13 protein-coding genes are annotated in these 23,563 nt (G+C 61.4%); 3 read left to right on the forward strand and 10 right to left on the reverse strand.

The window, feature by feature from the left end; genetic code table 11:
- Nucleotides 1–51: 51 nt before the first annotated feature.
- From AC1DWG_RS14635 to AC1DWG_RS14650, 4 genes are all read right to left on the reverse strand, one after another.
- Complete coding sequence (locus AC1DWG_RS14635) at nt 52–1,038, reverse strand: lysylphosphatidylglycerol synthase domain-containing protein (protein ID WP_477753641.1); 987 nt, start codon at nt 1,036–1,038, stop codon at nt 52–54.
- Entirely contained in the window at nt 1,025–2,317 is a 1,293-nt protein-coding gene (clsB, locus tag AC1DWG_RS14640) for a cardiolipin synthase ClsB (protein ID WP_477753640.1), read from the reverse strand. Before clsB ends, AC1DWG_RS14635 begins: the two co-directional genes overlap by 14 nt.
- Nucleotides 2,314–3,078 carry an endonuclease/exonuclease/phosphatase family protein gene (locus AC1DWG_RS14645; RefSeq protein ID WP_477753643.1) on the reverse strand — a complete coding sequence of 255 codons (765 nt, stop codon included), beginning with the start codon at nt 3,076–3,078 and terminating at the stop codon, nt 2,314–2,316. Before AC1DWG_RS14645 ends, clsB begins: the two co-directional genes overlap by 4 nt.
- 180 nt (nt 3,079–3,258) lie before the next feature.
- Nucleotides 3,259–4,470: an MFS transporter gene (locus AC1DWG_RS14650; protein WP_477787937.1), complete on the reverse strand. Its 1,212-nt coding sequence runs from the start codon at nt 4,468–4,470 to the stop codon at nt 3,259–3,261.
- Nucleotides 4,471–4,666: 196 nt separating this feature from the next.
- Between AC1DWG_RS14650 and AC1DWG_RS14655 the strand changes: the two genes are divergently transcribed.
- The gene (locus AC1DWG_RS14655; RefSeq protein ID WP_477787938.1) at nt 4,667–6,787 is read left to right on the forward strand and encodes a mechanosensitive ion channel family protein; all 2,121 of its coding nucleotides are present in this window, start codon (nt 4,667–4,669) and stop codon (nt 6,785–6,787) included.
- 94 nt (nt 6,788–6,881) lie between these two features.
- On the opposite strand, the gene AC1DWG_RS14660 is transcribed toward AC1DWG_RS14655, so the two are convergent.
- Complete coding sequence (locus AC1DWG_RS14660) at nt 6,882–11,198, reverse strand: Lhr family helicase (protein ID WP_477787939.1); 4,317 nt, start codon at nt 11,196–11,198, stop codon at nt 6,882–6,884.
- A 309-nt stretch (nt 11,199–11,507) separates the two neighbouring features.
- On the opposite strand from AC1DWG_RS14660, the gene AC1DWG_RS14665 reads away from it, so the two are divergent.
- Both AC1DWG_RS14665 and AC1DWG_RS14670 read left to right on the forward strand, forming a co-directional pair.
- The gene (locus AC1DWG_RS14665) at nt 11,508–12,392 is read left to right on the forward strand and encodes a sugar nucleotide-binding protein (protein ID WP_223461694.1); all 885 of its coding nucleotides are present in this window, start codon (nt 11,508–11,510) and stop codon (nt 12,390–12,392) included.
- Nucleotides 12,385–13,314 (forward strand): NAD-dependent epimerase/dehydratase family protein, encoded by a 930-nt coding sequence (locus tag AC1DWG_RS14670; protein WP_477763699.1) that lies wholly within the window; start codon nt 12,385–12,387, stop codon nt 13,312–13,314. The genes AC1DWG_RS14665 and AC1DWG_RS14670 overlap by 8 nt, the downstream gene beginning before the upstream one ends.
- 161 nt (nt 13,315–13,475) lie before the next feature.
- Here the strand turns inward: AC1DWG_RS14670 and AC1DWG_RS14675 are convergent, their stop codons facing one another.
- The 5 genes from AC1DWG_RS14675 to aceE form a co-directional block, all read right to left on the reverse strand.
- Nucleotides 13,476–14,174 carry an OmpW/AlkL family protein gene (locus tag AC1DWG_RS14675; RefSeq protein WP_477753634.1) on the reverse strand — a complete coding sequence of 233 codons (699 nt, stop codon included), beginning with the start codon at nt 14,172–14,174 and terminating at the stop codon, nt 13,476–13,478.
- A gap of 146 nt (nt 14,175–14,320) precedes the next feature.
- Nucleotides 14,321–17,014, reverse strand: coding sequence for a sensor domain-containing phosphodiesterase (locus tag AC1DWG_RS14680; protein WP_477753633.1), 2,694 nt, complete (start codon nt 17,012–17,014; stop codon nt 14,321–14,323).
- Between the two features lie 234 nt (nt 17,015–17,248).
- Nucleotides 17,249–18,643 carry an alkaline phosphatase D family protein gene (locus AC1DWG_RS14685; RefSeq protein WP_477753632.1) on the reverse strand — a complete coding sequence of 465 codons (1,395 nt, stop codon included), beginning with the start codon at nt 18,641–18,643 and terminating at the stop codon, nt 17,249–17,251.
- 273 nt (nt 18,644–18,916) lie between these two features.
- Nucleotides 18,917–20,863: a dihydrolipoyllysine-residue acetyltransferase gene (gene aceF / locus AC1DWG_RS14690; protein WP_477763698.1), complete on the reverse strand. Its 1,947-nt coding sequence runs from the start codon at nt 20,861–20,863 to the stop codon at nt 18,917–18,919.
- An 11-nt stretch (nt 20,864–20,874) separates the two neighbouring features.
- Nucleotides 20,875–23,520, reverse strand: coding sequence for a pyruvate dehydrogenase (acetyl-transferring), homodimeric type (aceE, locus tag AC1DWG_RS14695; protein WP_477753630.1), 2,646 nt, complete (start codon nt 23,518–23,520; stop codon nt 20,875–20,877).
- Nucleotides 23,521–23,563 lie beyond the last annotated feature (43 nt).

Raw genomic sequence — 23,563 nt, forward strand, 5'->3', positions numbered from 1 at the left:
ATCCAATGTGGGAGCGAGCCTGCTCGCGATAGCGTCCTCACAACCACCCCGTCACTTGGGTTTTTTCTCGATCCGCAACGCCTTGGCCTTGGCCTCCACCAGCAAATACATCACCACGGTAATCAACAGCGGCAAAATGAAATAAATCGCCCGATAGGCCAGCAGTCCCGCCACCAGGCTGCCCCGTGAAACCTCGTGTTGCAGCAGCGCCACGAACACCGCCTCGAGCACGCCGAGCCCGGCCGGGATGTGGGTAATGACTCCGGCGATGGCGCTGATCAACAACACGCCAAGTACCAATGGATAGTCCAGTTTGCTCGGCAGCAAGGTGAAAATCACCGCCGCCATCAGCGACCAGTTCAGAGCCCCGAGGGTCAGTTGCAGCACCGCCATGCGCAGCGACGGCAGATCAATTTCCACGCCGCGAGTCGCCCACTCCCGACGTTTGGCAAACCGGCACGCCGCCAGGTACCCGGCGCTCAGCAGCAATAACAAACCCCCCACGCCTTGCAGCGCACTACTGCTGAGTTTCCAGCCCGGTGGCATGTGCACCAGCCCGCTGCTGAACACGGCGCCGGCAATTATCATGTAGCCGAACCAGTTGGTCGCCAGGCTCAGGCCAAGGATTTTCGCGATGTTGCTCTTGCTCACCCCGAGCCGCGAATACAACCGGTAACGCATGGCGATGCCGCCGACCCATGCGCTCAGATTCAGGTTGAAGGCGTAGCTGATGATCCCCACGGGCAGGATCTGCTTCCAGGTCAGGTTCTGGCGGATGTAGGTGCGACCAATCAGGTCGAAGCAGGCGTACACCAGAAAACTCACCAGGGTCAGCCCCGAAGCAATGATCAACGTGCGCACCTTGAAATCGGCCAGGTTATCGAACACTTCGTTCCACTCGATGCGCTGGGCGAGCGTCGTGAACAGCACGATCAGCATCAGGAAAAACAGCATCGTCAGCGGTCGTTTCCAGCGACGCCAATGGGACTTGCCGGAGCTTTTGCCCTGAGAGGCCGGGTGGGTCTCAGCGCGGTTCATGGTCAGCGCTTCCGGTTGGCGGGTGGAAGGGTTTCAGGCGAGGTTTATGCGCCGGCAACCAACCGGCCCATGCCGGGAAATGCCGCAGGAAGTGAAACACCAGAAAACCGATGGTCATGTGCCAGACACGCCCGCGTGGCGCGATGTCGGGAGACATGGCCTTGCAATGGTTATCGCTGAGGTCTTCCAGGCGATCGAACAGATGACGATTGAAGGCCTGGTCGCGGATCAGCACGTTGGCTTCCAGATTCATCGACAGGCTCAACGGGTCGAGGTTGCTGGAGCCAACGGTGCTCCAGTCCTCGTCCACCAAGGCGACCTTGCCGTGCAGCGGGCGGTCGCAATATTCGTAGATCTTCACCCCGGACTTGAGCAGGTAGTCATAGGTCATGCGCGCGGCGAGCCTGGCCACCCGCATGTCTGGCTGGCCCTGCAGGATCAGCCGCACATCCACGCCTCGGCGGGCCGCGTTGCGGATCTCGCGCAGCAAGCGGAAACCGGGAAAGAAGTAGGCGTTGGCGATCACCACTCGGCGCTGCGCCTGGCGCAACACCAGGCGGTAAACCTCCTCGATGTCGGTCGGGTGTTCACCGTTGTCGCGGTACACCAGCCGCACCTGGCCGTCGTGATCGCTGAAGGCGAGTTCCGAACGCCGCAGCCGACGGCGTTGCCACCAGTATTTGGCGTGCACCGGGCGACCGCATTGCAGCAGGGCGAAGTGATGGATATCGGCCACTGCCGGACCCTCAATTTCTACCGAATAATCCTGTTTGGCCTCGGGGCCGAAGTCGACCAGATGATCGGCGGAAAAGTTGATCCCGCCGACGAACGCGACGGTGCCATCCACCACCACAATCTTGCGGTGCAGGCGCCGGAACCAGTTGGTGCGGATGCCCAGGCGTTTCGGTGCCGGGTCGAATATTTGCAGTTGCACCCCGGCCGCGGTCAGTGCGGTGAGGAACCCGGTACTCAGCTCGCCGCAGCCAAAGCCGTCGAGGCTGACGGTGGTGCGTACGCCGCGCTGAGCGGCTTCGATCAGGATCTGTTGCAGCTCATTGCCAACCTTGTCCTCGAACAGGATGAAGGTTTCCAGCAGTATTTCACTTTGCGCCCGGCGCAAGGCTTCAAATACCCGGGGAAAGTACGCCTCGCCGTTTTCCAGCAACTCGACGCGATTGCTGCCTTGCCAGCCGTATTCGACATCGACTGCTGTCGGCTCGCGGATCGATGGGGCGGGAATGTCTGCCAGCGTGTTTTTTTCCATCGATTGGCTGCTCATAGCTCGATTTCCACCGACAGCGGGGCGTGGTCGGAAAGATGCGACCAGGGCCGGGTGGTCAGCACTTGCGGATGGCTGGCCTTGAGGTTGCGCACGTAGATGCGGTCCAGGCGCAATGCCGGCAAGCGCGCGGGGAAACTGCGCGCCGGTTTGCCATGCAGCGCGGCGAAGACTTCATGCAGACCGCTGGGCTTGAGAAACGCATCGGCGCGCTGGCGCCAGTCGTTGAAGTCCCCGGCGACAATCACCGGGGCGTCGCCGGGCAGGGCGTCCAGGCGCTGGGTGAGCAGCTTCAGTTGCGCGGTGCGATGGGTTTCGCGCAGCCCCAGATGAACGCAAATGGCATGCACCTCCTGGCCGTCGCCGGGCAAACGCAACACGCAATGCAAGAGCCCGCGGTTCTCGTGGCCGCTGATGGATACGTCGAGGTTGTCGTGGCGGATGATCTGGAACTTCGACAACAGCGCATTGCCGTGATCGCCCGCCGGATACACCGCATTGCGGCCATAGGCGAACTGCGGCCACAGGCTGTCGGCAAGGAATTCGTATTGCGGCATCGCCGGCCAGTTGGTGTAGCGCCGGGGATGCTGTTCGTGGGTGCCGTGGACTTCCTGCAAAAACACCACATCGGCAGACACACTGCGCACCGCTTCACGCAGTTCCGGCAGGATGAAGCGCCGGTTGAGCGCGGTGAAACCTTTATGGGTGTTGACCGTCAGTACCGTGAAACGACAAGTGACGGACGAACCCTGTACCCGCATGTCGGTTGCGTTTGAGTGTGCGGGAATATCGGTGTGATTCGCTGTCATGTCGCCTCCCGCCTGACGGCTCCTGTCCTTGGATGACTCTGGGGCGGCGGCGAAAGTTTCGATGGGGCTACGGACGGTACCGAATGGCGGTGACGAGTGGCATGGTGAAGACAGTTGCTCCCACCGGGTCCCTCAGTGACCAGCAACTATCCGGGTCGTCCCTTCTGCCGGTTCGGCATAGACCGGGCCGAGGCGATCAAGACGTCCACTCCACGCGGTCAATGCCAGCGCCAGCAACACCACCAGACCGCCGATCCACGCGGTGTGAATCAACCCCATGTGGGCGACGATCAGGCCACCGCCCCACGCGCCACCGGCAATGCCGAGGTTGAATGCCGCGATGTTCAGGCCGGATGCCACGTCCACCGCCTGCGGGGTGTGATGCTCAGCCTGACGTACCACATACACCTGCAACCCCGGCACATTGCCAAATGCCACGGCGCCCCACACCAGCACGGTAGCCAGCGCCAGCCAAGGATTGCCGGCCGTGAAGGTCAGCACGAACAGCACGGCGGCGAGCAGGGCGAAGATGATTTTCAGGGCGCTGATCGGGCCGCGCTGGTCCGCCAGTTTGCCGCCCCAGATGTTGCCGACGGCCACGGAGATGCCGTAGACCAGCAACACCAGGCTGACGGTGCTGGCGCTGAAGCCGGAGAGGTCCTGAAGAATCGGCGCGAGGAAGGTAAAGGCGATGAACGAACCGCCGTAGCCGACGGCTGTCATGGCATACACCAGCAACAGGCGCGGTTGCTTGAGCACCTGCAATTGCTGCAACAACGACGCGGGTTTGGTGTGGGCGATAGTGTTCGGTACGTAGAGCAGGCTGCCGATGAAGGCGATCACGCCCAGTGCCGAAACGGCGAGGAAGGTTTCACGCCAGCCGAAATGCTGGCCGATGAGTGTCCCCAGCGGCACGCCGGTGACCAGCGCCACGGTCAGGCCGGTGAACATGATGGCGATCGCGCTGGCGGCTTTTTCCTTCGGCACTAGACTGGTGGCGATGGTCGAACCGATCGAGAAAAACACCCCGTGGGCCAGGCCGGTGACGATCCGGGCGAGGATCAACGACTCGTAGCCCGGTGCTTGCCAGGCCAGCAGGTTGCCGAGGGTGAACAGCACCATCAGCGACAACAGCAGCAATTTGCGTGGAACCTTGCCGGTGAGGGCGGTCAGCACCGGGGCGCCGACGGCAACGCCCAGGGCATACAGGCTGACCAGCAGGCCGGCGGACGGCAGGCTGATGCCGAGGTCGGCGCCAATGGTGGGTAACAGGCCAACGATGACGAACTCGGTCGTCCCGATGGCAAAGGCGCTGAGGGTCAGCGCGAGCAGGGCAATGGGCATGGCTGCAACTCCGGAGGTTGATTCGATGGAGCGCAGTGTCGGGGTTCGGGTTGTGCGGAAAAATACAGGGACGGACATTTGATATTTGCGTGCAGATCAAATATCGCTGTCCTGCTATCTGCGGGCAATGTCCGAACTTGCCCGGCATTTCTCGATCAGTTCCTTACACACACACACAGCCAAAGGAGTGGGTGCTTTGATCAGGCTCAAGACCGCGATACTGCTGGGCGCGTTGCTGTTGCTGGGCAGCGAGCAACTGGAAGCCGCCGCGATACCGGGGCTGCCGGCCACCGCGACGCCGCTGGCGCACCCCGAACCCTTGGTGCAAGGCGGATTACTGGGGGCCATCAGTACAAGCATCGACGAGGTCCAGACCAAACTCGATCTCAACGAGAACCTGGTCGACGCCTGGCGCCTGCGTGCCGATCTCGCGGCCGATGAAGTGGATCAGTTGGTCAATCAGCCATCGGCGCGTTCGCCCTGGAGCGTCGCCGGCGATTTCCTGCTGCTGACCTGCGTGTGGACGGTGGTGTTTGCCTGTCTTTGGCTGCTTGGGCGGATGGCCGCCAGGCGCCTGTGCGAGCATCGTCTGCTGCTCAGTCGTGAACGGGGCCAGGCGTTGCTCGGTTACGTGCTGCCCTACACCCTTCCGGCGGTGGTCAGCCTGCCCCTGACGATTTATGCCAGCCAGTTTTTGCCGATATCGGCGGGTCGGGTGCTGGCGCTGTGTCTGGCTTATGCCGCTAGCGCGGGGATATTTGCCGCGTCATTGGTGCTGTCGCTGGTGGTGGTGTTCAATGCCGGCCACAAGCGGCGGGCGGTGCAGATCATTCGCGAGAAGAGTCCCCGGCCGTTATTCGGTATCGGCTTTCTGGTGGCATTGAGCGATGCCCTGACCAGCCCGCAGATCGCCCATCAACTGGGCAACAATCTCACCAGCAGCATCGCCGTGTTCACCGGGTTGGCAGCGTCGGTTTCCTTCGGCTTGCTGGTGATCCGCATGCGTCGCCCGGTCGCCCATGTGATCCGTATTTTGCCGCTGGCTCAGCGCCTCAGGCAGCCGGCGTTGCGTGAAACCCTGCGGATATTTTCCGGGCTCTGGTATTGGCCGATTCTGTTGATGGTACTGGTTTCGATCATCAACCTGATCGGCGCCGGGGCGGACAACCAGAGAGTGCTGCGCAGCGCCTTGTTCACCACGGTGTTGCTGATTGCCACGGTGTTTCTCAGCACCACGCTGCACCATTTGTTCAAGGCCCGCAGCGAAGCGGACCTGCGCCGCAGCAGCGCCTACAAGGAACGCTTTCTCAATCTGTCCCACGCCTTGCTGCGCATCGGCATGGCCATCGTGTTCATCGATATCCTCGGACGGGTCTGGGGCGTGTCGCTGTTCGAATTCGCGGTGAGCAATGCCGTGGGCCGGGCGATCAGTGATTCCCTGAGCCACATCGGCCTGATCCTGCTGGTGACCTGGATGGTCTGGGTAGTGCTCGACACGGCGATTCAGGAAGCCCTGAAGCCACCGACCAACAAGCGTTCGGAGCGCCAGCCGAGTACGCGGGTGAAAACCATCCTGCCGCTGCTGCGCAACGCGATCAAAATCATCCTGGTGGTGATTTGCGCGATCACCACCATGGCCAACCTGGGAATCAACGTCGCGCCTTTCCTGGCCGGTGCCGGGGTGATCGGCCTGGCGATCGGTTTCGGTTCCCAACAACTGGTGCAGGACGTGATTACCGGGCTGTTCATCATCATCGAAGATACCCTGTCCATCGGCGACTGGGTGGTGCTCGATTCCGGACATGCCGGCACGGTCGAAGGTCTGACCATCCGCACCTTGCGCTTGCGCGACGGCAAAGGCTTCGTGCACTCGGTGCCGTTCGGGCAGATCAAGGCCGTGACCAACCAATCGCGGCAATTCGCCTATGCGTTTTTCTCGGTGCAATTCACCTACGACACTGATGTCGACAAGGCCATTGAACTGATCCGCGAGGCCGGGCATTCCATCAGCAACGACCCATTCCTGCGCTACAACCTGCAAGGACCGCTGGACGTGTTTGGCGTCGACAAGATGGACCTCAACGGTGTGGTGCTGACCGCGCAATTCCGCACGGTGTCCGGTGGCCAATATGCGGTGAGCCGCGCCTTCAACCAGCGTTTGAAAAAGCTTGTGGATAACTGCCCGTGGGTGAACTTCGCGCAGACTTATCCACAGCGGGCGCTGGTGCCGCGGCATCCGGTCGAAGCGCCACCCGAGGCAGGGCATGAGCCGGATCACTCGGCGGTGCTGATGCCGGATCGGCCGCGGTCTCAATAGCAACACCTTTGTAGGCGCTGGCTTGCCAGCGAAGGCGCATGGTCAGGCAACATTGATCTTGAACCTGAAGGCCTCTTCGCTGGCAAGCCAGCTCCTACAGATAACTGTGTTGAATCAGTTTTTTATGTATTTCAGCGCCCATCTGCTGATCCAGTTCCACCCAGAACTGCTGCTTGCCGGCAATCTCGGCAGCGACCGGCAACCCGTCGCGATACACCAGTCGATTGCTCGCCAGTGCCGGGACTTTCGAGCTGGGCAACAGCGTGCCGGTGAGGTTCAACGGATCAACCCCGCACACCGCGACCAGGCTGCCGTCATGGGGCCGACGCCGAACTTCGCGCAACGACGGAATCGCCTCGGGAAGGGCGAATTGCTCGCCCGCCAGGCCACTGACAAACCGCCCGCCGCGAATCTCGCCGCGAGCCTCCAGGCGATGGAAAGTACGCAGCAGTTCGCGCCAGCTCGGCAACCAGTCCGCCTCACGTTCCAGCAAGCGCCAGAACACCACACCGTAGCGGCGCAGCAAGGTCATGGCGATGTGTTCAAGGGTTTCGGCAGGCGTCCGCTGGTTTTCCACCACCGGCGCGGCAGGTTCGCGTCGCAACAGGGCCCAGCGCCCGGCGTCGTCCATGCCACCGATAAATGCCCCGCGCCCACGCCGACTGTTGCGCGGCTGGCGCTTGCTGACCGGGGTGATCAGTGCGCGCAATCCGGCGAAGCTGTCGGCATTCACCAACCCCGCGCCCACCAGTTCCTGCAGGGCGATCTCCAGCTCCGAACGCAGCAGGTGGGCCTCATGGATCAGCTCATCGAAAAACAGCGCGCCATGCTGGCTGAGGGCGGCGTGGACCTTTTGCGTTTTCGGCGACAGTTCGCTGACCGGCGTCTGTTCGGTCAAGCCGCTCCAGAGTCCGACCCGGTTGCGCGGCAGCAACACGATCGGCGTGCTGCGCAGGGCGGTGCTGGCGCTTTTGTTGTGCGCAGTCAGGCGCGTCCACACCAGTCTGCCGCTGCGGCACAGATCATCGAGCCAAGTCGCCGAGTAGTCCTTGATCCGCGCCGGCAGGATGTCGCTGTCCCAGGCTGAAGCGGCGGCGGGGTAGCCTTCGAACTGCGCAACGACGGCTGGCAAAACCGCCGCGCCCCGGCCCTGGCTCGCGGCCGACACATGCTGCCAGTCGAACAGGAATCGCATGAAATCCTGCAACGCCACTGGTTCGATTTCCCGGCGCAGGCGCTTGACCGTGTAGCGATGAATCCGCGCCAGCAAATGCCGCTCGCACCATTCTTCCTCAGCGGTGCCCGGGGTGAAGCGACCGCGCAGCACGTAGCCTTCGCGCTCCAGTTGCGCCAGGGCTTGATTCACTTGCGTAGCGGGCAAGCCGAGCGGTTCGGCAATGCGATCGAGCGCAAGAGGTCCGAAGGCACTGAGCCGCACGCGGATCAGTTCGAGGATGGCGTCGTCGGGTTCCCAGACCTCGTCGAAGTCCGGCAGCGCTTGCAGCGATGGCGTCAAATCGGCCTGTGGATAAATCGCCCGCAGGCAGGTCAGGCGCTCCAGTGCCAGCCACAACGATTGCCCGGCGTTGATCTGCAAACGGCTCGCGCGTCCGCTGTCGGCCAGGGTCGTGAGCCAATCGAGCCACTGCGGATTGGCGTCGGCTTCGGTATCGGTGATGCACGCCAGGCTCATCAAGGCCTCGTGCATTTCATCGATACCGGAGGGCGTCGGCCAGGCTTCGTCGCGCACGGCGGCAATCGCTTCGGCGTCCAGCGCGCCGAGATCGTCGGTGGATTGTGGGTCGCTCCAGCGGCGGTTGAGTACGGCTTGGGTGCGGCGTTCTTCCAGTGGCGCATCGTCGAGAAAGGTATAGGGCCGGGCGCTGAGAATCTCCGCCGCCAGTGGCGAAGGTGCCGGCAAATCGCGGCTGATCAGGCGAATGTCGCCGCGTTCCATGCGCCGCAAAAGTGCCAGCCAACCTTCAGTGTCCATGGCTTCGTGCAGGCAATCGTCGAGGGTTTGCTCCACCAGCGGATGGTCGGGAATCTCCCGTTCGCCGGCGAGGTTTTCCACGCAGGCGATCTGGTCGGGAAACACGCTGGCGATCAGGTCTTCGCTTTTCATTCGCTGGATCTGCGGCGGGACTTTGCGCCCGCCGCTGTAGCGCGGCAGCGCCAGGGCCACCCCGGCGTTCCAGCGCCAGCGCACACCGAACAGCGGCGCGTCGAGCACGGCCTGGATCAGGATGTGTTCGGCACTGTTGCTGTGCATGTAACGCCAGACGTCGTCCAGTTCAAAACTGTGGCTGGTGGACAGCGACAGCACGATGGCGTCTTCGCTGGCGGCGGCCTGCAATTCGAAGTTGAAGGTGCGACAGAAACGCTTGCGCAGGGCCAGGCCCCAGGCGCGGTTGATGCGGCTGCCGAACGGCGTGTGAATGACCAGTTGCGTGCCGCCGGACTCGTCGAAAAAACGTTCCATCAGTAGCGTGTCTTGGGATGGCAGGGCCCCCAACGCCTGTCGCGCACGGGCCAGGTAGTCCACCAGTTGATCAGCGCTGGCGAGGTTCAAGCCCAAGGTCTCGGTCAGCCAGTCGAGCGCTGGCTGCAAGTTGCCTGGCGCAGCCCCCAGCAGGTCGTCGAGTTGTGCCTGCAAGCGCGCCACCGCCGCGGACAGTTCGGCGCTGCGCCCCGGTGCTTCACCGAGCCAGAACGGAATGGTCGGCGGCTGGCCTTGGGCATCCTCGACCCGCACCTTGCCGGTTTCCACGCGCAGGATCCGATAGGACGTATTGCCCAACTGGAAGACATCCCCGGCGATGCTTTCCACCGCGAAGTCTTCGTTGACGCTGCCGATGTTCAGCCCTTGAGGCTCCAGCAGCACGCTGTAGTCGGCGTTGTCCGGAATGGTCCCGCCACTGGTCACCGCTGTCAGTTTTGCGCCACGGCGACCGCGCAKGGTGCGGCTCACGGCGTCGCGGTGCAGGTAGGCACTGCGGACGCTCTGACGCCCGTTGTAGCCCTCGGCGAGCATGTGCAGCAGCGCCTGGTAGTGTTTGTCGTCGAGTGCGGCGTAGGGCGAGGCGCGACGCAGCATCTCCAGCAACGCCTGCTCCGGCCACTCCTGGCAACTGACCTCGGCGATGATCTGCTGCGCCAGCACGTCCAGCGGCGCTTGCGGGATCAGCAAGGTATCCAGTTCTCCCCGGCGCACGCAGTCGAGCAGCGCGGCGCATTCGATCAGGTCGTCGCGGGTGGTGGCAAACAAACGGCCCTTGGGCGTGCCGCCGACCTGGTGCCCTGAACGGCCGACCCGCTGCAGAAACCCGGCAATCGAACGCGGCGAGGCGATCTGGCACACCAGGTCGACGTCGCCGATGTCGATCCCCAGTTCCAGCGATGCCGTGGCGATCAGCACTTGCAGGTCGCCGCGCTTGAGACGCTGTTCGGCGTCCAGGCGAAATTCCTTGGCCAGGCTGCCGTGGTGGGCCGCCACGGCATCCTTGCCCAGGCGCTCGCTCAGGTGCCGGCTGAGGCGTTCGGCCAGGCGCCGGGTGTTGACGAAAATCAGCGTCGTCCGGTGTTCCCGGGCGAGGGCGGCGAGGCGGTCGTATACCAATTCCCAGACATCGTTGGCCATCACCGCCGATAGCGGCACGGGCGGCACTTCGATATCCAGATCGCGGGGGCGGGCGTGGCCGATGTCGACGATCTCGCACGGGCGGTCGCGACCCACCAGGAAGCGCGAGACGGCTTCGACGGGTTTTTGCGTGGCTGACAGACCGATGCGCAGCAACGGCTCAGCGCAGAGTGCTTGCAGGCGTTCGAGGCTCAGGGTCAGATGACTGCCGCGTTTGCTGGCGGCCATGGCGTGGATCTCGTCGATGATCACCGTTTGTGTCGTGCCAAGCATCTGCCGACCGGAATCGGAACCGAGCAGCACGTACAGGGACTCCGGTGTGGTCACCAGAATATGCGGCGCCGTCTTGCGCATCGCCGAGCGGTCTTTTTGCGGTGTGTCGCCGGTGCGCACGGCGGTGGTGATCTGCAATTCGGGCAGGCCCATCACGCGCAATTGTTCGGTAATGCCGGCCAGCGGGTTTTGCAGGTTGATCTGGATGTCGTTGGACAGCGCCTTGAGCGGCGAGACGTAGACCACCAGGGTGGCGTCGGGCAAGCCTTCGGGGCTTTCCAGGCCACGGTGCACCAGGTCGTCGATGACGGCGAGAAAGGCGGTGAGGGTCTTGCCGGAGCCGGTGGGCGCGGCGACCAGGGTCGAACGGCGCTGGCGGATCGACGGCCACGCCCGGGCCTGGGCGGCGGTGACCGCTGCGAATGTGTGACTGAACCAGGCGCTGACTGCGGGATGAAAGCCGCTCAGGGCACTGTCTGCAGGAATGGGCAGGTTCATGCAGCAAGTTATGCGGGTGGGTGGCCGAAGATGCAAGTACCACTCAAGATCTTCACCGCCTTCCAGGGCCTCATCGCGAGCAGGCTCGCTCCTACAGTGGATCTTCGGTTCACATAAATCCAATGTGGGAGCGAGCTTGCTCGCGATGAGGCCAGTCCAGGCACCGCAAAAGTCAGACATCTACACTTTACGGGTGACGGTTGCGCACTAAACCCGCAAAATGCAAGGATTCCGGCAATTACCAACGACATCGCCTGGGCGCGGTGTCGATAACGCCATTGTTTCAATCAGACTGGGCCTGCTGACTCTATGCGAATGCGCCTTATGTTACTGGGCGGCGGAAATGCCCTTGGGCAGGCGCTGATTCGCCTCGGTGCGGAGGAAGACATCGGTTTCCTCGCCCCCCGCCCGCCCGAAGACGGCTGGGATGCCGCGAGCCTGACACAACTGCTCGACGACACCCGTCCCGATGCATTGATCAACCTTGCCTACTACTTCGACTGGTTTCAGGCGGAGGCAGTGAGCGAACAGCGTCTGGCCGGCCAGGAGCGTGCGATCGAGCGTCTGGCGGAACTGTGCCAGCACCACAACATCGTTCTACTGCAACCTTCGAGCTATCGAGTGTTCGACGGCTCCCGTGCCACGGCCTACAGCGAAAAAGACGAACCCGTTCCACTGGGCTTGCGCGGTCAGGCGTTGTGGCGGATCGAACAAAGCGTTCGCGCCACCTGCCCGCAACACGTGCTGTTGCGTTTCGGCTGGCTGCTGGACGACAGTCCGGATGGCACCCTTGGCCGCTTCCTCGCCCGTGCCGAACAACCCGAAGAACTGCTGATGGCCGACGACCGACGCGGCAATCCGACGCCGGTCGACGATGCTGCCCGGGTGATCATTTCTGTGCTCAAGCAACTCGATTGCGCCGCGCCGCTGTGGGGCACCTACCACTACGCCGGGCATGAGGCGACCACGCCGCTGGCGCTGGGACAGGCGATTCTGACCGAAGCCCGCAGCCTGCATCCGCTGGCCATTGAGGCCCCGACCGCTCAGGCTCACGCCGCGCGTCCGGATGCTGCCGAAGAACCGCAACACGCGGTATTGGCCTGCAAGAAAATTCTGCACACCTTCGGGATCAAGCCGCGCGCCTGGCGTGCGGCGCTTCCCGGCCTACTGGACAGGTTCTATCGCCATGGCTGACGGTCCCGTTTTGATCACCGGTGGTGCCGGTTTCATTGGTTCACACCTGACTGACGCCCTGCTTGCCAAGGGCCATGCAGTGCGGATTCTCGATGACCTGTCCACCGGCAAGCGCAGCAATCTGCCGCTGGATAATCCCAGGGTCGAACTGATCGTCGGCGACGTGGCCGATGCGGCTTTGGTTGCCCAGGTGATGGCTGGATGCAGCGCCGTGGCGCACCTGGCCGCCGTGGCTTCGGTGCAGGCCTCGGTGGACGATCCGGTGCGCACGCACCAAAGCAACTTCATCGGTACGTTGAACGTCTGCGAAGCCATGCGCCAGACCGGGGTCAAACGCGTGCTGTTCGCCTCCAGCGCGGCAGTGTATGGCAACAATGGCGAAGGTGAGTCGATCGACGAAGACACGCCCAAGGCGCCGTTGACGCCTTATGCGGTGGACAAACTGGCCAGCGAGCATTACTTCGATTTCTACCGCCGCCTGCATGGGCTGGAGCCGGTGATTTTCCGCTTCTTCAACATCTTCGGCCCGCGTCAGGATCCGTCCTCGCCGTACTCCGGGGTGATCAGTATTTTCAGCGAGCGCGCACTAAAGGGCTTGCCGATCACCGTGTTCGGCGATGGCGAGCAGACCCGGGATTTTGTCTACGTCGAAGACCTGGTCGACTTGCTGGTGCAGGCCATCGAGAAACCTCAGGTCGAAGTCGGTGCGGTCAACGTCGGCTGGAACCAGGCGACGACCCTCAAGCAAATGCTCGAAGCGCTGGAAGCCGTGGTCGGCAAGTTGCCTCCGGTGAGCTACGGCCCGGCGCGCTCCGGTGACATTCGTCACTCCCGGGCGAACAACCAGCGTCTGTTGGAGCGCTTCACTACCACAGAGCAGACACCGATGCGTGTGGGGCTGGCGCGGTTGCTCGGGCGATAAATCGCTGCCCTGCGGACATGAAAAAGGCGCCTTTTTACAGGCGCCTTTTTCACGGCCGGAATTTGCGTTAAAGCGGATGCAATCCCTGTGGCGAGGGAGCAAGCTCCCTCGCCACAACGGCCTGGTTCACCACCACGTGAACATTCTTCCAGCGATGTCGCTTAGAACTTGTAACCCAGGCCAACCATGTACACAAACGGATCGACGTCGATGTTGACCTTGGCGCGGGTGCCCGGGGCAATGGCGTTGTTTTCCACTGTGGCGCGGGTATCGATGTCGATGTAGCGCACCTGGGCGTTGAGCATGACATGGTCGGTCAGCATGTAGTCGGCACCGACCTGCCAGGCCAGACCCCAGGAGTTCTTCGCATTGAAGTTACTGAAACCGGCGGACTTGGCTTCGCTGCTGAGGCTTTCGTCGTAGATCCAGGTGTAGTTGATGCCACCGCCGACATAGGGCTGGAAGGCCGACTTCGAATCCAGCGGGTAGTAGACCACGCTCAGGGTTGGCGGCAGGTGTTTCAGGGAACCGAGTTTGCCGTTGGCAGCAGGCAGGGCGGTACCTTTGAGATTCACGTCATGCTCGAACGGAGTGGCGGCAAGCAGTTCGATTCCCCAATTGTTGGTGAGCATGTAGGCGAAGTTCAGGCCCAGCTGCGTGTCGCTGTCCATGGTCGCCTTGCCGCCCAGATTGGTACCGGCCAACGGACCCTGATCGACCTTCACGCTGGAACTGTCGGCTTTCGGGTTAACGGTGATGGCGCCCGCCCGAAGGATGATGTCACCGGCCTCGTGGGCTTGGGCGAGCGGGGCTGCGAGCGCGAAGGCAACCAGCGAAGCGCTGAGCATGGACTTGTTCATGAGGGCTCCAGAGGACGTTAAAAATGTTCGATGTCCAATGGTAAGGTGCCTAACGAATCGGTCTTTTGATGCAGCTCAAGGAAAGTGGTAAGGAATGGATTTTGTAGCGATTTCGATGGCCCCTTCGCGAGCAGGTTCTGTGTCTGTCAGGCGATTGGACCACGCGGGTAGCGCTTGAGCTTTTCGATCAGCTCATTGCCCGGGATCGGACGATCGAACAGGTAGCCCTGGCCGACGTCGCAGCGGTGACGGCGCAGGAACGACAACTGTTCGGCGGTTTCGATGCCTTCAGCCACGACCTTGAGTTTCAGGTTGTGCGCCATGGCGATCACCGCGGAGGTGATTTCCATGTCGTCCTGGTTGTCCGGGATTTCGTGGATGAAGCTTCGGTCGATCTTGATGATGTCGATGGGGAATTTTTTCAAGTAACTGAGCGACGAGTAACCGGTGCCGAAGTCGTCCATGGCCAGGGTCAGGCCCAGGCGCTTGAGTTGGTCGAGTTGCAAGTGGGTGTCTTCGGTGGCTTCCAGCAGCAGGCCTTCGGTCAGCTCCAGCTCCAGCAAATGAGCGGGGAGGGCTTCTTCCTTGAGGATGTTGGCAATGGAGGCCACCAGGTCCGGATCGGAAAACTGCTTGGGCGACAGGTTGATCGCCACTTGCAGGTTGCCCAGGCCGGCGGCGGTCAGCGCTTTGCTCATGCGGCATGCCTGGCGGGCGATCCATTTGCCGATCGGAATGATCAGTCCGGTTTCTTCGGCGACGCTGATGAACTGATCCGGGCGGATCATGCCCTTTTCCGGATGGTCCCAGCGCAGCAGTGCTTCCATGCCCAGCAGGCGACCGCTGCGCAGGCACAGCTTGGGCTGATAGAACACGTCGAGCTCGTTCTGGGTCAGGGCTCGGCGCAGGTTGTTCTCGACGAACAGCTTGTAGCTGGCCTCGGCGTTGAGCGCTTCGGTGAACACTTGCACCTGGTGTTTGCCGTTGGCCTTGGCCTTGTGCAGCGCCAACCCGGCATTGCGCATCAGGGTTTGCGGGTCGCGCCCGTGCAGCGGCGCGCAGGCCAGGCCCACGGAGCCGGTGACGCTGATCAACTGGTTGTCGACGAACATCGGTTTGTCGAGGGTCGCCAGCAATTGGTTGGCCACTTGCTGGCCCGTCGACAGGTCAGTGTTGTCCAGCAGCACGGCGAATTCATTACTGGCGAATCGCGCCAGGCTGCCGCTCGGAACCAGGCTGTTGCGCAGGCGCCGGGCGAGGCTGATCAGCAGTTTGTCGCCGGTCTGGTGGCCGAGGCTGTCGTTGATCCGCTTGAAGTTGTCGATGTCCACCAGCAACAGGCTGATCGGCGCATCGCTGTCCCGGGCAAAGCGTTCATCGAGGTTGCGGATGAACGCCGGGCGGTTGCCGAGGTTTGTCAGGTTGTCGGTGTAGGCCAGGCGCTCGATGCGTTGCTGAGCAAGCTTGGTCTGGGTGATGTCTTCGTATATGCCGATGTAGTGGGTCAACTCGCGGTTGTCGCCGTAAACCTTGGAGATCGACAACTGGCCCCAGTAGGGTTCGAGGTTTTTCCGGCGACTCTTGAATTCGCCTTGCCAACTGTTGCTCTTGGCCAACGCCGAAGGTGCGTCGAACAGCAGTTCACTGAGGTTCTCCAGGGCCGGCAGTTCCGACAGGCGCTGACCGTGCACTTCTTCGGTGGAATATTGGGTGATCGCGGTGAAGCTCGGGTTGACGTATTCCACCACGCCGTCGCAGTTGACCAGCAGAAAGGCGTTGGCACTTTGCTCGACCGCACGCTGAAACAGGTGCAGGGCGCTGGTGGCGGTTCGACGATTGTGGTTACTGATGACCTGGGCAAACTGGTCCGCCAGTTCGCCAGCAAAAGCGATTTCGTCCTGTTGCCAGGCACGGGTCGCACCGGTCTGCTCCAGGCACAGCACGCCGACCACTTGGCCATCGACGCGGATACTGGCGTCGAGCATTGCGTTAACGTCGCGCGGGCGCAGGCTCTCGGCCATCTCCCGGGTACGCGGGTCGCGCATGGCGTTATGGGCGTCGATGGCGCGGCCGGTGTGCAAGGCGTCGAGGTAATCGGGGAATACGCTGACGTCGATCGGTTGCGGCAGCAGGTATTCCTGGTTCGTGCGGTGGTAGGCCGAGATCGGCACCAGCATCGAGCCTTCGAGGTGCCACAGGCTGGCGCAGTCGATTTCGTAAATGTCGCAGGCGCTGCGGGTGATCAGTTCGGCAGCTTCTTGCAGGGAATTGTTGCTGCTGTAGCGTTGCCGGGTCAGCAGCAGGATCAGGTCCTGCTGGGCACGCACCCGGTCCAGATGTAGCAGTTGCTCCTGCTGGGCACGCTGATTGAGTTCCAGGGCGATTTGCAGGCGCGAGTTCTGGGTTTCCAGATCCAGGGCCGGTTGCAGCGGGTCATCCTCGAACAGACCGTCGATGACCAGCAGATAGCCGCGCAACAGGTGGCGGTTGTGTTGTTTGTAGGCTTCGCCCAGTTCCAGCAGATTCAGGGAGCCTGAGGCGGTGTGCAGGGTGTAGCGGATCAGGTAATGCGTGCTTTCAGTCAGCTGTTGCTGGACCGCGTCGTGCAGTTGATAGCGCGCTTGCGGCTCCATCAGGCTGGCGTAGGGCGAGCCCACCAGCGCACACAGCTCCACGGCCGGCAGGCCGAACTGGCGTTCGCAATTGGGATCAAGAAACAGCAGCGCCCAGCTGGGTTCATTAAGCCGTTCGAAACGCAGCATGCCGAGCCGCGAGGGCACAGGCAACTGCGTCACTACCTCGGCCACCATACGGCTGGCGGCATCGGGTTGGCTTTTCATGGAGGGAAACTCGCTTCGAATATGCTGAACGCGCTGGGCTCTCGCCCTCTTGACTGTTGCCTGCGGCAAGGTTGCATCATTGCGACACCGACTGACAAGAGAGATGAAGGCCAAGTGCTATAAGAATATGTCGGCAGGCGACGGGATTTCTTCAGTCGGTGGCAAAAAGTAATGCTGTTCGCCGAAAAGTCGCAGTTTTGCACGTGTTGCAAATGGCTACGATCTGTTTCCGGATCAGCGAAACCGGATGCCAATGGACTGCAATAACTTGCCTTCCCGATCGTGATAATTCACTTGAAGCTGCCCGGCATCGACGACCAGGTGTGCAAAGTTATCCTGGCTGATCACGTTGCTGGTCAGCTCATGGAAATAGTCGCCGGAAGCGGTGCGGACCAGGGGCTGATCGAGGGCGAACGTGGCGGCCGTGGCATAGGGCAACATTCTGCTGTTGCACAGCGGTGACGAGACGATGGTGTGGACTTCGAAATCCGGGTCCTCGCTGTGGGTAAGCCGACTGGTCAGTGAGCCGTGAACATCACCGGAAATGAACACGACGTTCTTGATGCAGTGTGTGCGAATGCTCTCCAGCAGCCGTAGTCGTTGTTCAGGGAAGGCCTGCCAAGCGTCATCACCCAGGCGTTTGCGGTCGGGGTAGAACATGACACTGGTGACCACGAGTTTGACCCGTGCCGGACTGTGGATCAGCCAGTCGCACAAGGCCTGTTCCTGGGCTGCGTCGAGAATGCGTCGGTCAGTGGTCGACAGATTGCGTCGGGTTCGACTGTCGGTAACAAACCATTCGATATCACCTTCAGTAAATTGATACCAGTATTTGTCCAGTCGTTTATTTATCAGTCCATCACTGGTTAGTGCATGAGCTGGGCTATGGCTGGCCTGATACAACTCATAGGCCCTGATTGCGTTTGCATATAAGTAGTCATCGGACCTGCTCTTGTTGGCGGGCCAGTTGTCCTCTATTTCATGGTCGTCAAGGATCATGTAAGTGGGCAGGCTGGACATTAATCTGCCGATATTTATCTGCGAAAACGCCACGCGATATTTTTGCAGGATTTCCTTGAGTTCCCGATCAGGAGCAATGATGTTCAAATCATCGACGTAGATTTGGTCTCCCGTCATCACCAGCGCGCTGACGGGAGGGCTGGCTTGCTCCACCAGGCGTGAAATTGAAGCGAAGATTCTGTCGCCCAAGTGAGGGGCCAAGGCGATACCTGCGGTCATGCGCAGGTATCGGCAAGAGCCGACAATGTAGGCCCTTGGCAGGTTGGCTTCGCTGGAGCGGGTACGCAATTGATAAGTCTGTCGTGGCCATTGCAGCGGCAGTTCCTTCACCGTGTCGACGGTGTGCGCCGGGCTCGTCGGGCTGAACCACCCGGCCTGATATTCATAGTCGGAGTCGGCGGACAGGTTGTTTAGTGCAAAGACTTCGCACATGTCGTGCTCGGGTTCGAGTTTTGTAAAGCTGCCTTTTGACCAGTGATCTTCGCCTTGTCGTCTATAACGAATGCCGGCAAATACCAAGGTGTTTTTATTGTATTCGCCGCGCAAAAAAATACGTGCGTGATTAGTGGTGGTGTGGCCAATAATCGGGCCGACAGTTGGTTTAAGCATGTTTGAGTCCATTCGGCTGCCAACGAATTAGATAGATGGTTGTTTCGGATGTAATAAGTAGTCTTTCAGTCAAGGCTAGTTATTTGGCCCGAAAAAATATCTGGCAGAAATGGATTCGAGTTGTGGGCGATATCAGCCACAAATGTAGGAAGACGTTTTAAGCAGAAAATTCAGGCAAAAAAAGCCCCGCCAAATTGGCGGGGTTGAGGTACGAGCGTGGCGCTCGGAAACGTGGAACGCACTGGCCCTCCGGTGAGGGAGGGCCGGTCGGTGTTACAGGAGCATGGTGCGAATGTCGCCCAGCAGATCGCTCAGACGCTTGGTGAAGCGTGCAGCAGCGGCGCCGTTGATCACACGGTGATCGTAGGACAGCGACAGCGGCAGCATCAGTTTCGGCTGGAAGGCTTTGCCGTCCCAGACTGGCTGGATGGTTGCCTTGGAAACACCGAGGATCGCCACTTCCGGCGCGTTGACGATCGGCGTGAAGCCGGTGCCGCCAATGTGGCCGAGGCTGGAAATGGTGAAGCAGGCGCCTTGCATCTCATCCGACGAGAGCTTCTTGGTCCGGGCTTTTTCAGCCAGGGAAGCAGCTTCGGCGGCCAGTTGCAGCAGGCTCTTCTGGTCGACGTTCTTGATGACCGGTACCAGCAGGCCATCCGGGGTGTCGACGGCGAAGCCGATGTTCACGTATTTCTTGCGGATGATCGCTTTGCCGCTTGGCGCCAGCGAGCTGTTGAAGTCCGGCAGTTCCTTGAGCAGGTGCGCACAGGTCTTGAGCAGCAACGGCAGGATGGTCAGCTTGACGCCGGCCTTCTCTGCAACGGCTTTCTGGGCAACACGGAACGCTTCGAGTTCGGTGATATCCGCCGAGTCGAATTGCGTCACGTGCGGCACGTTCAGCCAGCTGCGGTGCAGGTTGGCGGCTCCGACCTGCATCAGGCGGGTCATCGGCACTTCTTCGATTTCACCGAAGCGGCTGAAGTCCACGACCGGAATCGGCGGGATGCCCGCGCCACCGGTTGCGCCGGCAGCAGCGGCCGGTGCTTCCTTGGCCTTCTGCATCATGGCTTTGACGTAAACCTGCACGTCTTCTTTCAGGATGCGACCGTGCGGACCGCTGGCGCCAACGGCGCTCAGCTCGACGCCGAATTCTCGGGCCAGTTGACGCACGGCAGGGCCGGCGTGAACCTTGGCGCCTGGCTTGGCTGGAGCAGCGGCCGGGGCTGCAACAGGTGCGGCGGCGGCAGGTGCAGCAGCTGGAGCAGGTGCGCTCGGAGCCGCAGCGGCAGGTGCCGGAGCGGCGCCTTTGACTTTCAGCTTGAGGATCAGGTCGCCGGTACCGACTTCGTCATCGAGCTTGATGGAAACGCTTTCCACCACGCCAGCGGCTGGCGACGGGATTTCCATGCTCGCCTTGTCGGATTCCAGAGTGATCAGCGACTGGTCGGCCACAACGGTGTCGCCGGCCTTGACCAGGACTTCGATGATCTTGGCCTTGCCCGCCGAACCGATGTCCGGAACGTGGATGTCCTGAACGCTGTCGGCCACTGGAGCAGTCGGGGCTGCCGCAGGTGCAGGTGCAGCGGCGGGTGCCGGAGCGGCAGCCTGGGCCGGAGCAGCAGCCGGTGCAGCAGCACCCGCCACTTCCAGATCCAGGATCAGGTCGCCGGTGCCGACTTCGTCGTTGAGCTTGACGCTGATGGCCTTGACCACGCCAGCGGCAGGCGACGGGATTTCCATGCTTGCCTTGTCGGATTCCAGGGTGATCAGTGACTGATCAGCCGCGACGGTGTCGCCGACCTTGACCTGGATCTCGATGATCTGGGCCTTGCCCGACGAACCGATGTCCGGCACGTGCACTTGCTGAACGCTGGCAGCAGCCGGCGCAGCAGGAGCAGGAGCAGGGGCGGCGGCAGGTGCAGCAGCCGGTTTGGCTTCAGCCTTGGCCGCCGGCGCAGCGGCAGCCGCAGGAGCCGCAGTAGCGGCACCTTCGACTTCCAGCTCCAGCAGTTCGTCGCCTTCTTTCAGGCGATCACCCAGCTTCACTTTCAGGCTCTTGATGATACCGGCCTTCGGCGCAGGCACTTCCATGCTCGCCTTGTCCGACTCAAGTGTCAGGATGCTCTGATCGGCTTCGATACGGTCGCCGACCTTCACAAACAGTTCAATTACTTCACCTTCACCGCTGCCGATGTCAGGTACGCGAATGAGTTCGCTCACAGAATCTCTCCTCAGCAGTCCAGTGGGTTGCGTTTTTCCGGGTTGATACCGAACTTGGCGATGGCCTCGGCCACCACTTTAGGTTCGATGTCGCCACGGTCAGCCAGTGCTTCCAGGGCTGCCAACACCACGAAATGACGGTCGACTTCGAAGAAATGACGCAGTTTCTTGCGGCTGTCGCTACGGCCGAAACCGTCGGTGCCCAGGACTTTGAATTCCTTGGACGGTACCCACTGACGGATCTGCTCGGCGAACAGTTTCATGTAGTCGGTAGACGCGATGACCGGACCTTTACGGCCGTTCAGGCACTCTTCGACGTAGCTCAGCTTAGGCTTCTGGCCAGGGTGAAGACGGTTGGTGCGTTCAACGGCCAGGCCGTCGCGACGCAGTTCGTTGAAGCTGGTAACGCTCCACACGTCGGCGCCGACGTTGAACTCTTCGCGCAGGATCTTCGCTGCTTCACGGACTTCACGCAGGATGGTGCCGGAGCCCATCAGCTGAACGTGGTGCGCCGCTTCGCGGGTGTCTTCTTCGAGCAGGTACATGCCTTTCTTGATGCCTTCTTCGGCACCGGCCGGCATGGCTGGCTGCTGGTACGACTCGTTCATTACGGTGATGTAGTAGAAGACGTCCTGTTGCTCTTCGGTCATCTTCTTCATGCCGTCCTGAATGATCACCGCCAGCTCGTAGCCGTAGGTTGGATCGTAGGTGCGGCAGTTCGGGATGGTCGCGGCCAGCAGGTGGCTGTGACCGTCTTCGTGTTGCAGGCCTTCACCGTTCAGGGTGGTACGGCCGGCGGTGCCGCCGATCAGGAAGCCACGGGTGCGGCTGTCGCCAGCGGCCCAGGCCAGGTCGCCGATACGCTGGAAGCCGAACATCGAGTAGAAGATGTAGAACGGCAGCATCGGCTGGTTGTGGCTGGAGTACGAAGTACCGGCAGCGATGAAGGAGCTCATGGCGCCCGCTTCGTTGATGCCTTCCTCGAGGATCTGACCCTTCTGGTCTTCCTTGTAGAACATCACCTGGTCTTTATCGACTGGCTCGTAGAGCTGGCCGACGGAGGAGTAGATGCCCAGCTGACGGAACATGCCTTCCATACCGAAGGTACGGGCTTCGTCCGGGATAATCGGCACGATGCGCGGACCGATTTCCTTGTCCTTGACCAGTTGCGCGAGGATCCGCACGAAGGCCATGGTGGTGGAGATTTCGCGGTCGCCCGAGCCGTCCAGGATCGCCTTGAGGGTGTCCAGTGGCGGAGTCGGGATGTTGAAGCTCTTGGCGCGACGCTGAGGTACGAAGCCGCCCAGTGCGGTACGGCGCTCGCTCAGGTAACGGGCTTCGGCGCTGCCTTCTTGCGGTTTGAAGAATGGCAGGTTTTCCAGCTCATCGTCCTTGACCGGGATGTCGAAACGATCACGGAACAATTTCAGGCTGTCGACGTCGACTTTCTTGGTGTTGTGCGCAGTGTTCTTCGCTTCGCCGGCACCGGTGCCATAACCCTTGATGGTCTTGGCCAGGATGACGGTCGGTTGTTCTTTGTGGTTGACCGCTTCGTGGTACGCCGCGTAGACCTTGTACGGGTCGTGGCCGCCACGGTTGAGTTTCCAGATCTCGTCGTCGGACAGGTCTTCGACCATTGCCTTGAGTTCAGGCGTGTTGAAGAAGTGTTCACGCACGAACGCGCCGTCTTTGGCCTTGTAGTTCTGGTACTCGCCGTCGATGACTTCGTCCATGCGGCGTTGCAGGATGCCGTCGACATCCTTGGCCAGCAGTGGGTCCCAGAAACGGCCCCAGATGACTTTGGTCACGTTCCACTGGGCACCGCGGAACACGCCTTCGAGTTCCTGGATGATCTTGCCGTTGCCGCGAACCGGGCCGTCGAGGCGTTGCAGGTTGCAGTTGATGACGAAGATCAGGTTGTCCAGCTTCTCGCGGCCGGCCAGGGAGATCGCACCCAGGGATTCCGGCTCGTCGCACTCGCCGTCGCCCAGGAAGCACCAGACTTTCTGTTTGCCCGGCTGAATGAAGCCACGGTGTTCCAGGTACTTCATGAAGCGTGCCTGGTAGATCGCCTGGATCGGCCCCAGACCCATGGATACGGTCGGGAACTGCCAGAAGTCAGGCATCAGCCAAGGGTGCGGGTAGGACGACAGGCCCTGACCGTCGACTTCCTGGCGGAAGTTGTTCATCTGGTCTTCGGTGATGCGGCCTTCCATGAATGCGCGGGCGTAAACGCCTGGCGAGGTGTGGCCCTGGAAGTAGATCAGGTCGCCGCCGTGTTCGTCGCTCGGGGCCTGGAAGAAGTAGTTGAAGCCGATGTCATACAGGGTCGCACTGGAAGCGAAGCTGGAGATGTGACCGCCGAGGTCAGAATCTTTCAGGTTTGTACGCATTACCATGGCCATCGCGTTCCAGCGTACCAGCGAGCGAATGCGGCGTTCCATGAACAGGTCGCCAGGCATGCGTGCTTCGTGGGTAACGGGGATCGTGTTGCGGTAAGGTGTGGTGATGGCGTAAGGCAACTGCGAACCGCTGCGGGTCGCGAGTTCACCCATACGGGTCATCAGATAGTGAGCACGGTCTTCGCCTTCTTTGTCGAGAACCGATTCCAGGGCGTCCAGCCATTCCTGGGTTTCGACGGGATCGAGGTCTTGCATGGCTTGCTCCAGGGCGGAAAGGCTACCAGAATCGGTTGCCTGA

The sequence above is a fragment of the Pseudomonas sp. P4_B3 genome (assembly GCF_056402295.1).

What these genes read in the sequence shown, in the direction of transcription:
- AC1DWG_RS14635 (WP_477753641.1), bottom strand. Translation starts at nt 1,038, where the DNA reads ATGAACCGCGCTGAGACCCACCCGGCCTCTCAGGGCAAAAGCTCCGGC.
- clsB (WP_477753640.1), bottom strand. Translation starts at nt 2,317, where the DNA reads ATGAGCAGCCAATCGATGGAAAAAAACACGCTGGCAGACATTCCCGCC.
- AC1DWG_RS14645 (WP_477753643.1), bottom strand. Translation starts at nt 3,078, where the DNA reads ATGCGGGTACAGGGTTCGTCCGTCACTTGTCGTTTCACGGTACTGACG.
- AC1DWG_RS14650 (WP_477787937.1), bottom strand. Translation starts at nt 4,470, where the DNA reads ATGCCCATTGCCCTGCTCGCGCTGACCCTCAGCGCCTTTGCCATCGGG.
- AC1DWG_RS14665 (WP_223461694.1), top strand. Translation starts at nt 11,508, where the DNA reads ATGCGAATGCGCCTTATGTTACTGGGCGGCGGAAATGCCCTTGGGCAG.
- AC1DWG_RS14670 (WP_477763699.1), top strand. Translation starts at nt 12,385, where the DNA reads ATGGCTGACGGTCCCGTTTTGATCACCGGTGGTGCCGGTTTCATTGGT.
- AC1DWG_RS14675 (WP_477753634.1), bottom strand. Translation starts at nt 14,174, where the DNA reads ATGAACAAGTCCATGCTCAGCGCTTCGCTGGTTGCCTTCGCGCTCGCA.
- AC1DWG_RS14680 (WP_477753633.1), bottom strand. Translation starts at nt 17,014, where the DNA reads ATGAAAAGCCAACCCGATGCCGCCAGCCGTATGGTGGCCGAGGTAGTG.
- AC1DWG_RS14685 (WP_477753632.1), bottom strand. Translation starts at nt 18,643, where the DNA reads ATGCTTAAACCAACTGTCGGCCCGATTATTGGCCACACCACCACTAAT.
- aceE (WP_477753630.1), bottom strand. Translation starts at nt 23,520, where the DNA reads ATGCAAGACCTCGATCCCGTCGAAACCCAGGAATGGCTGGACGCCCTG.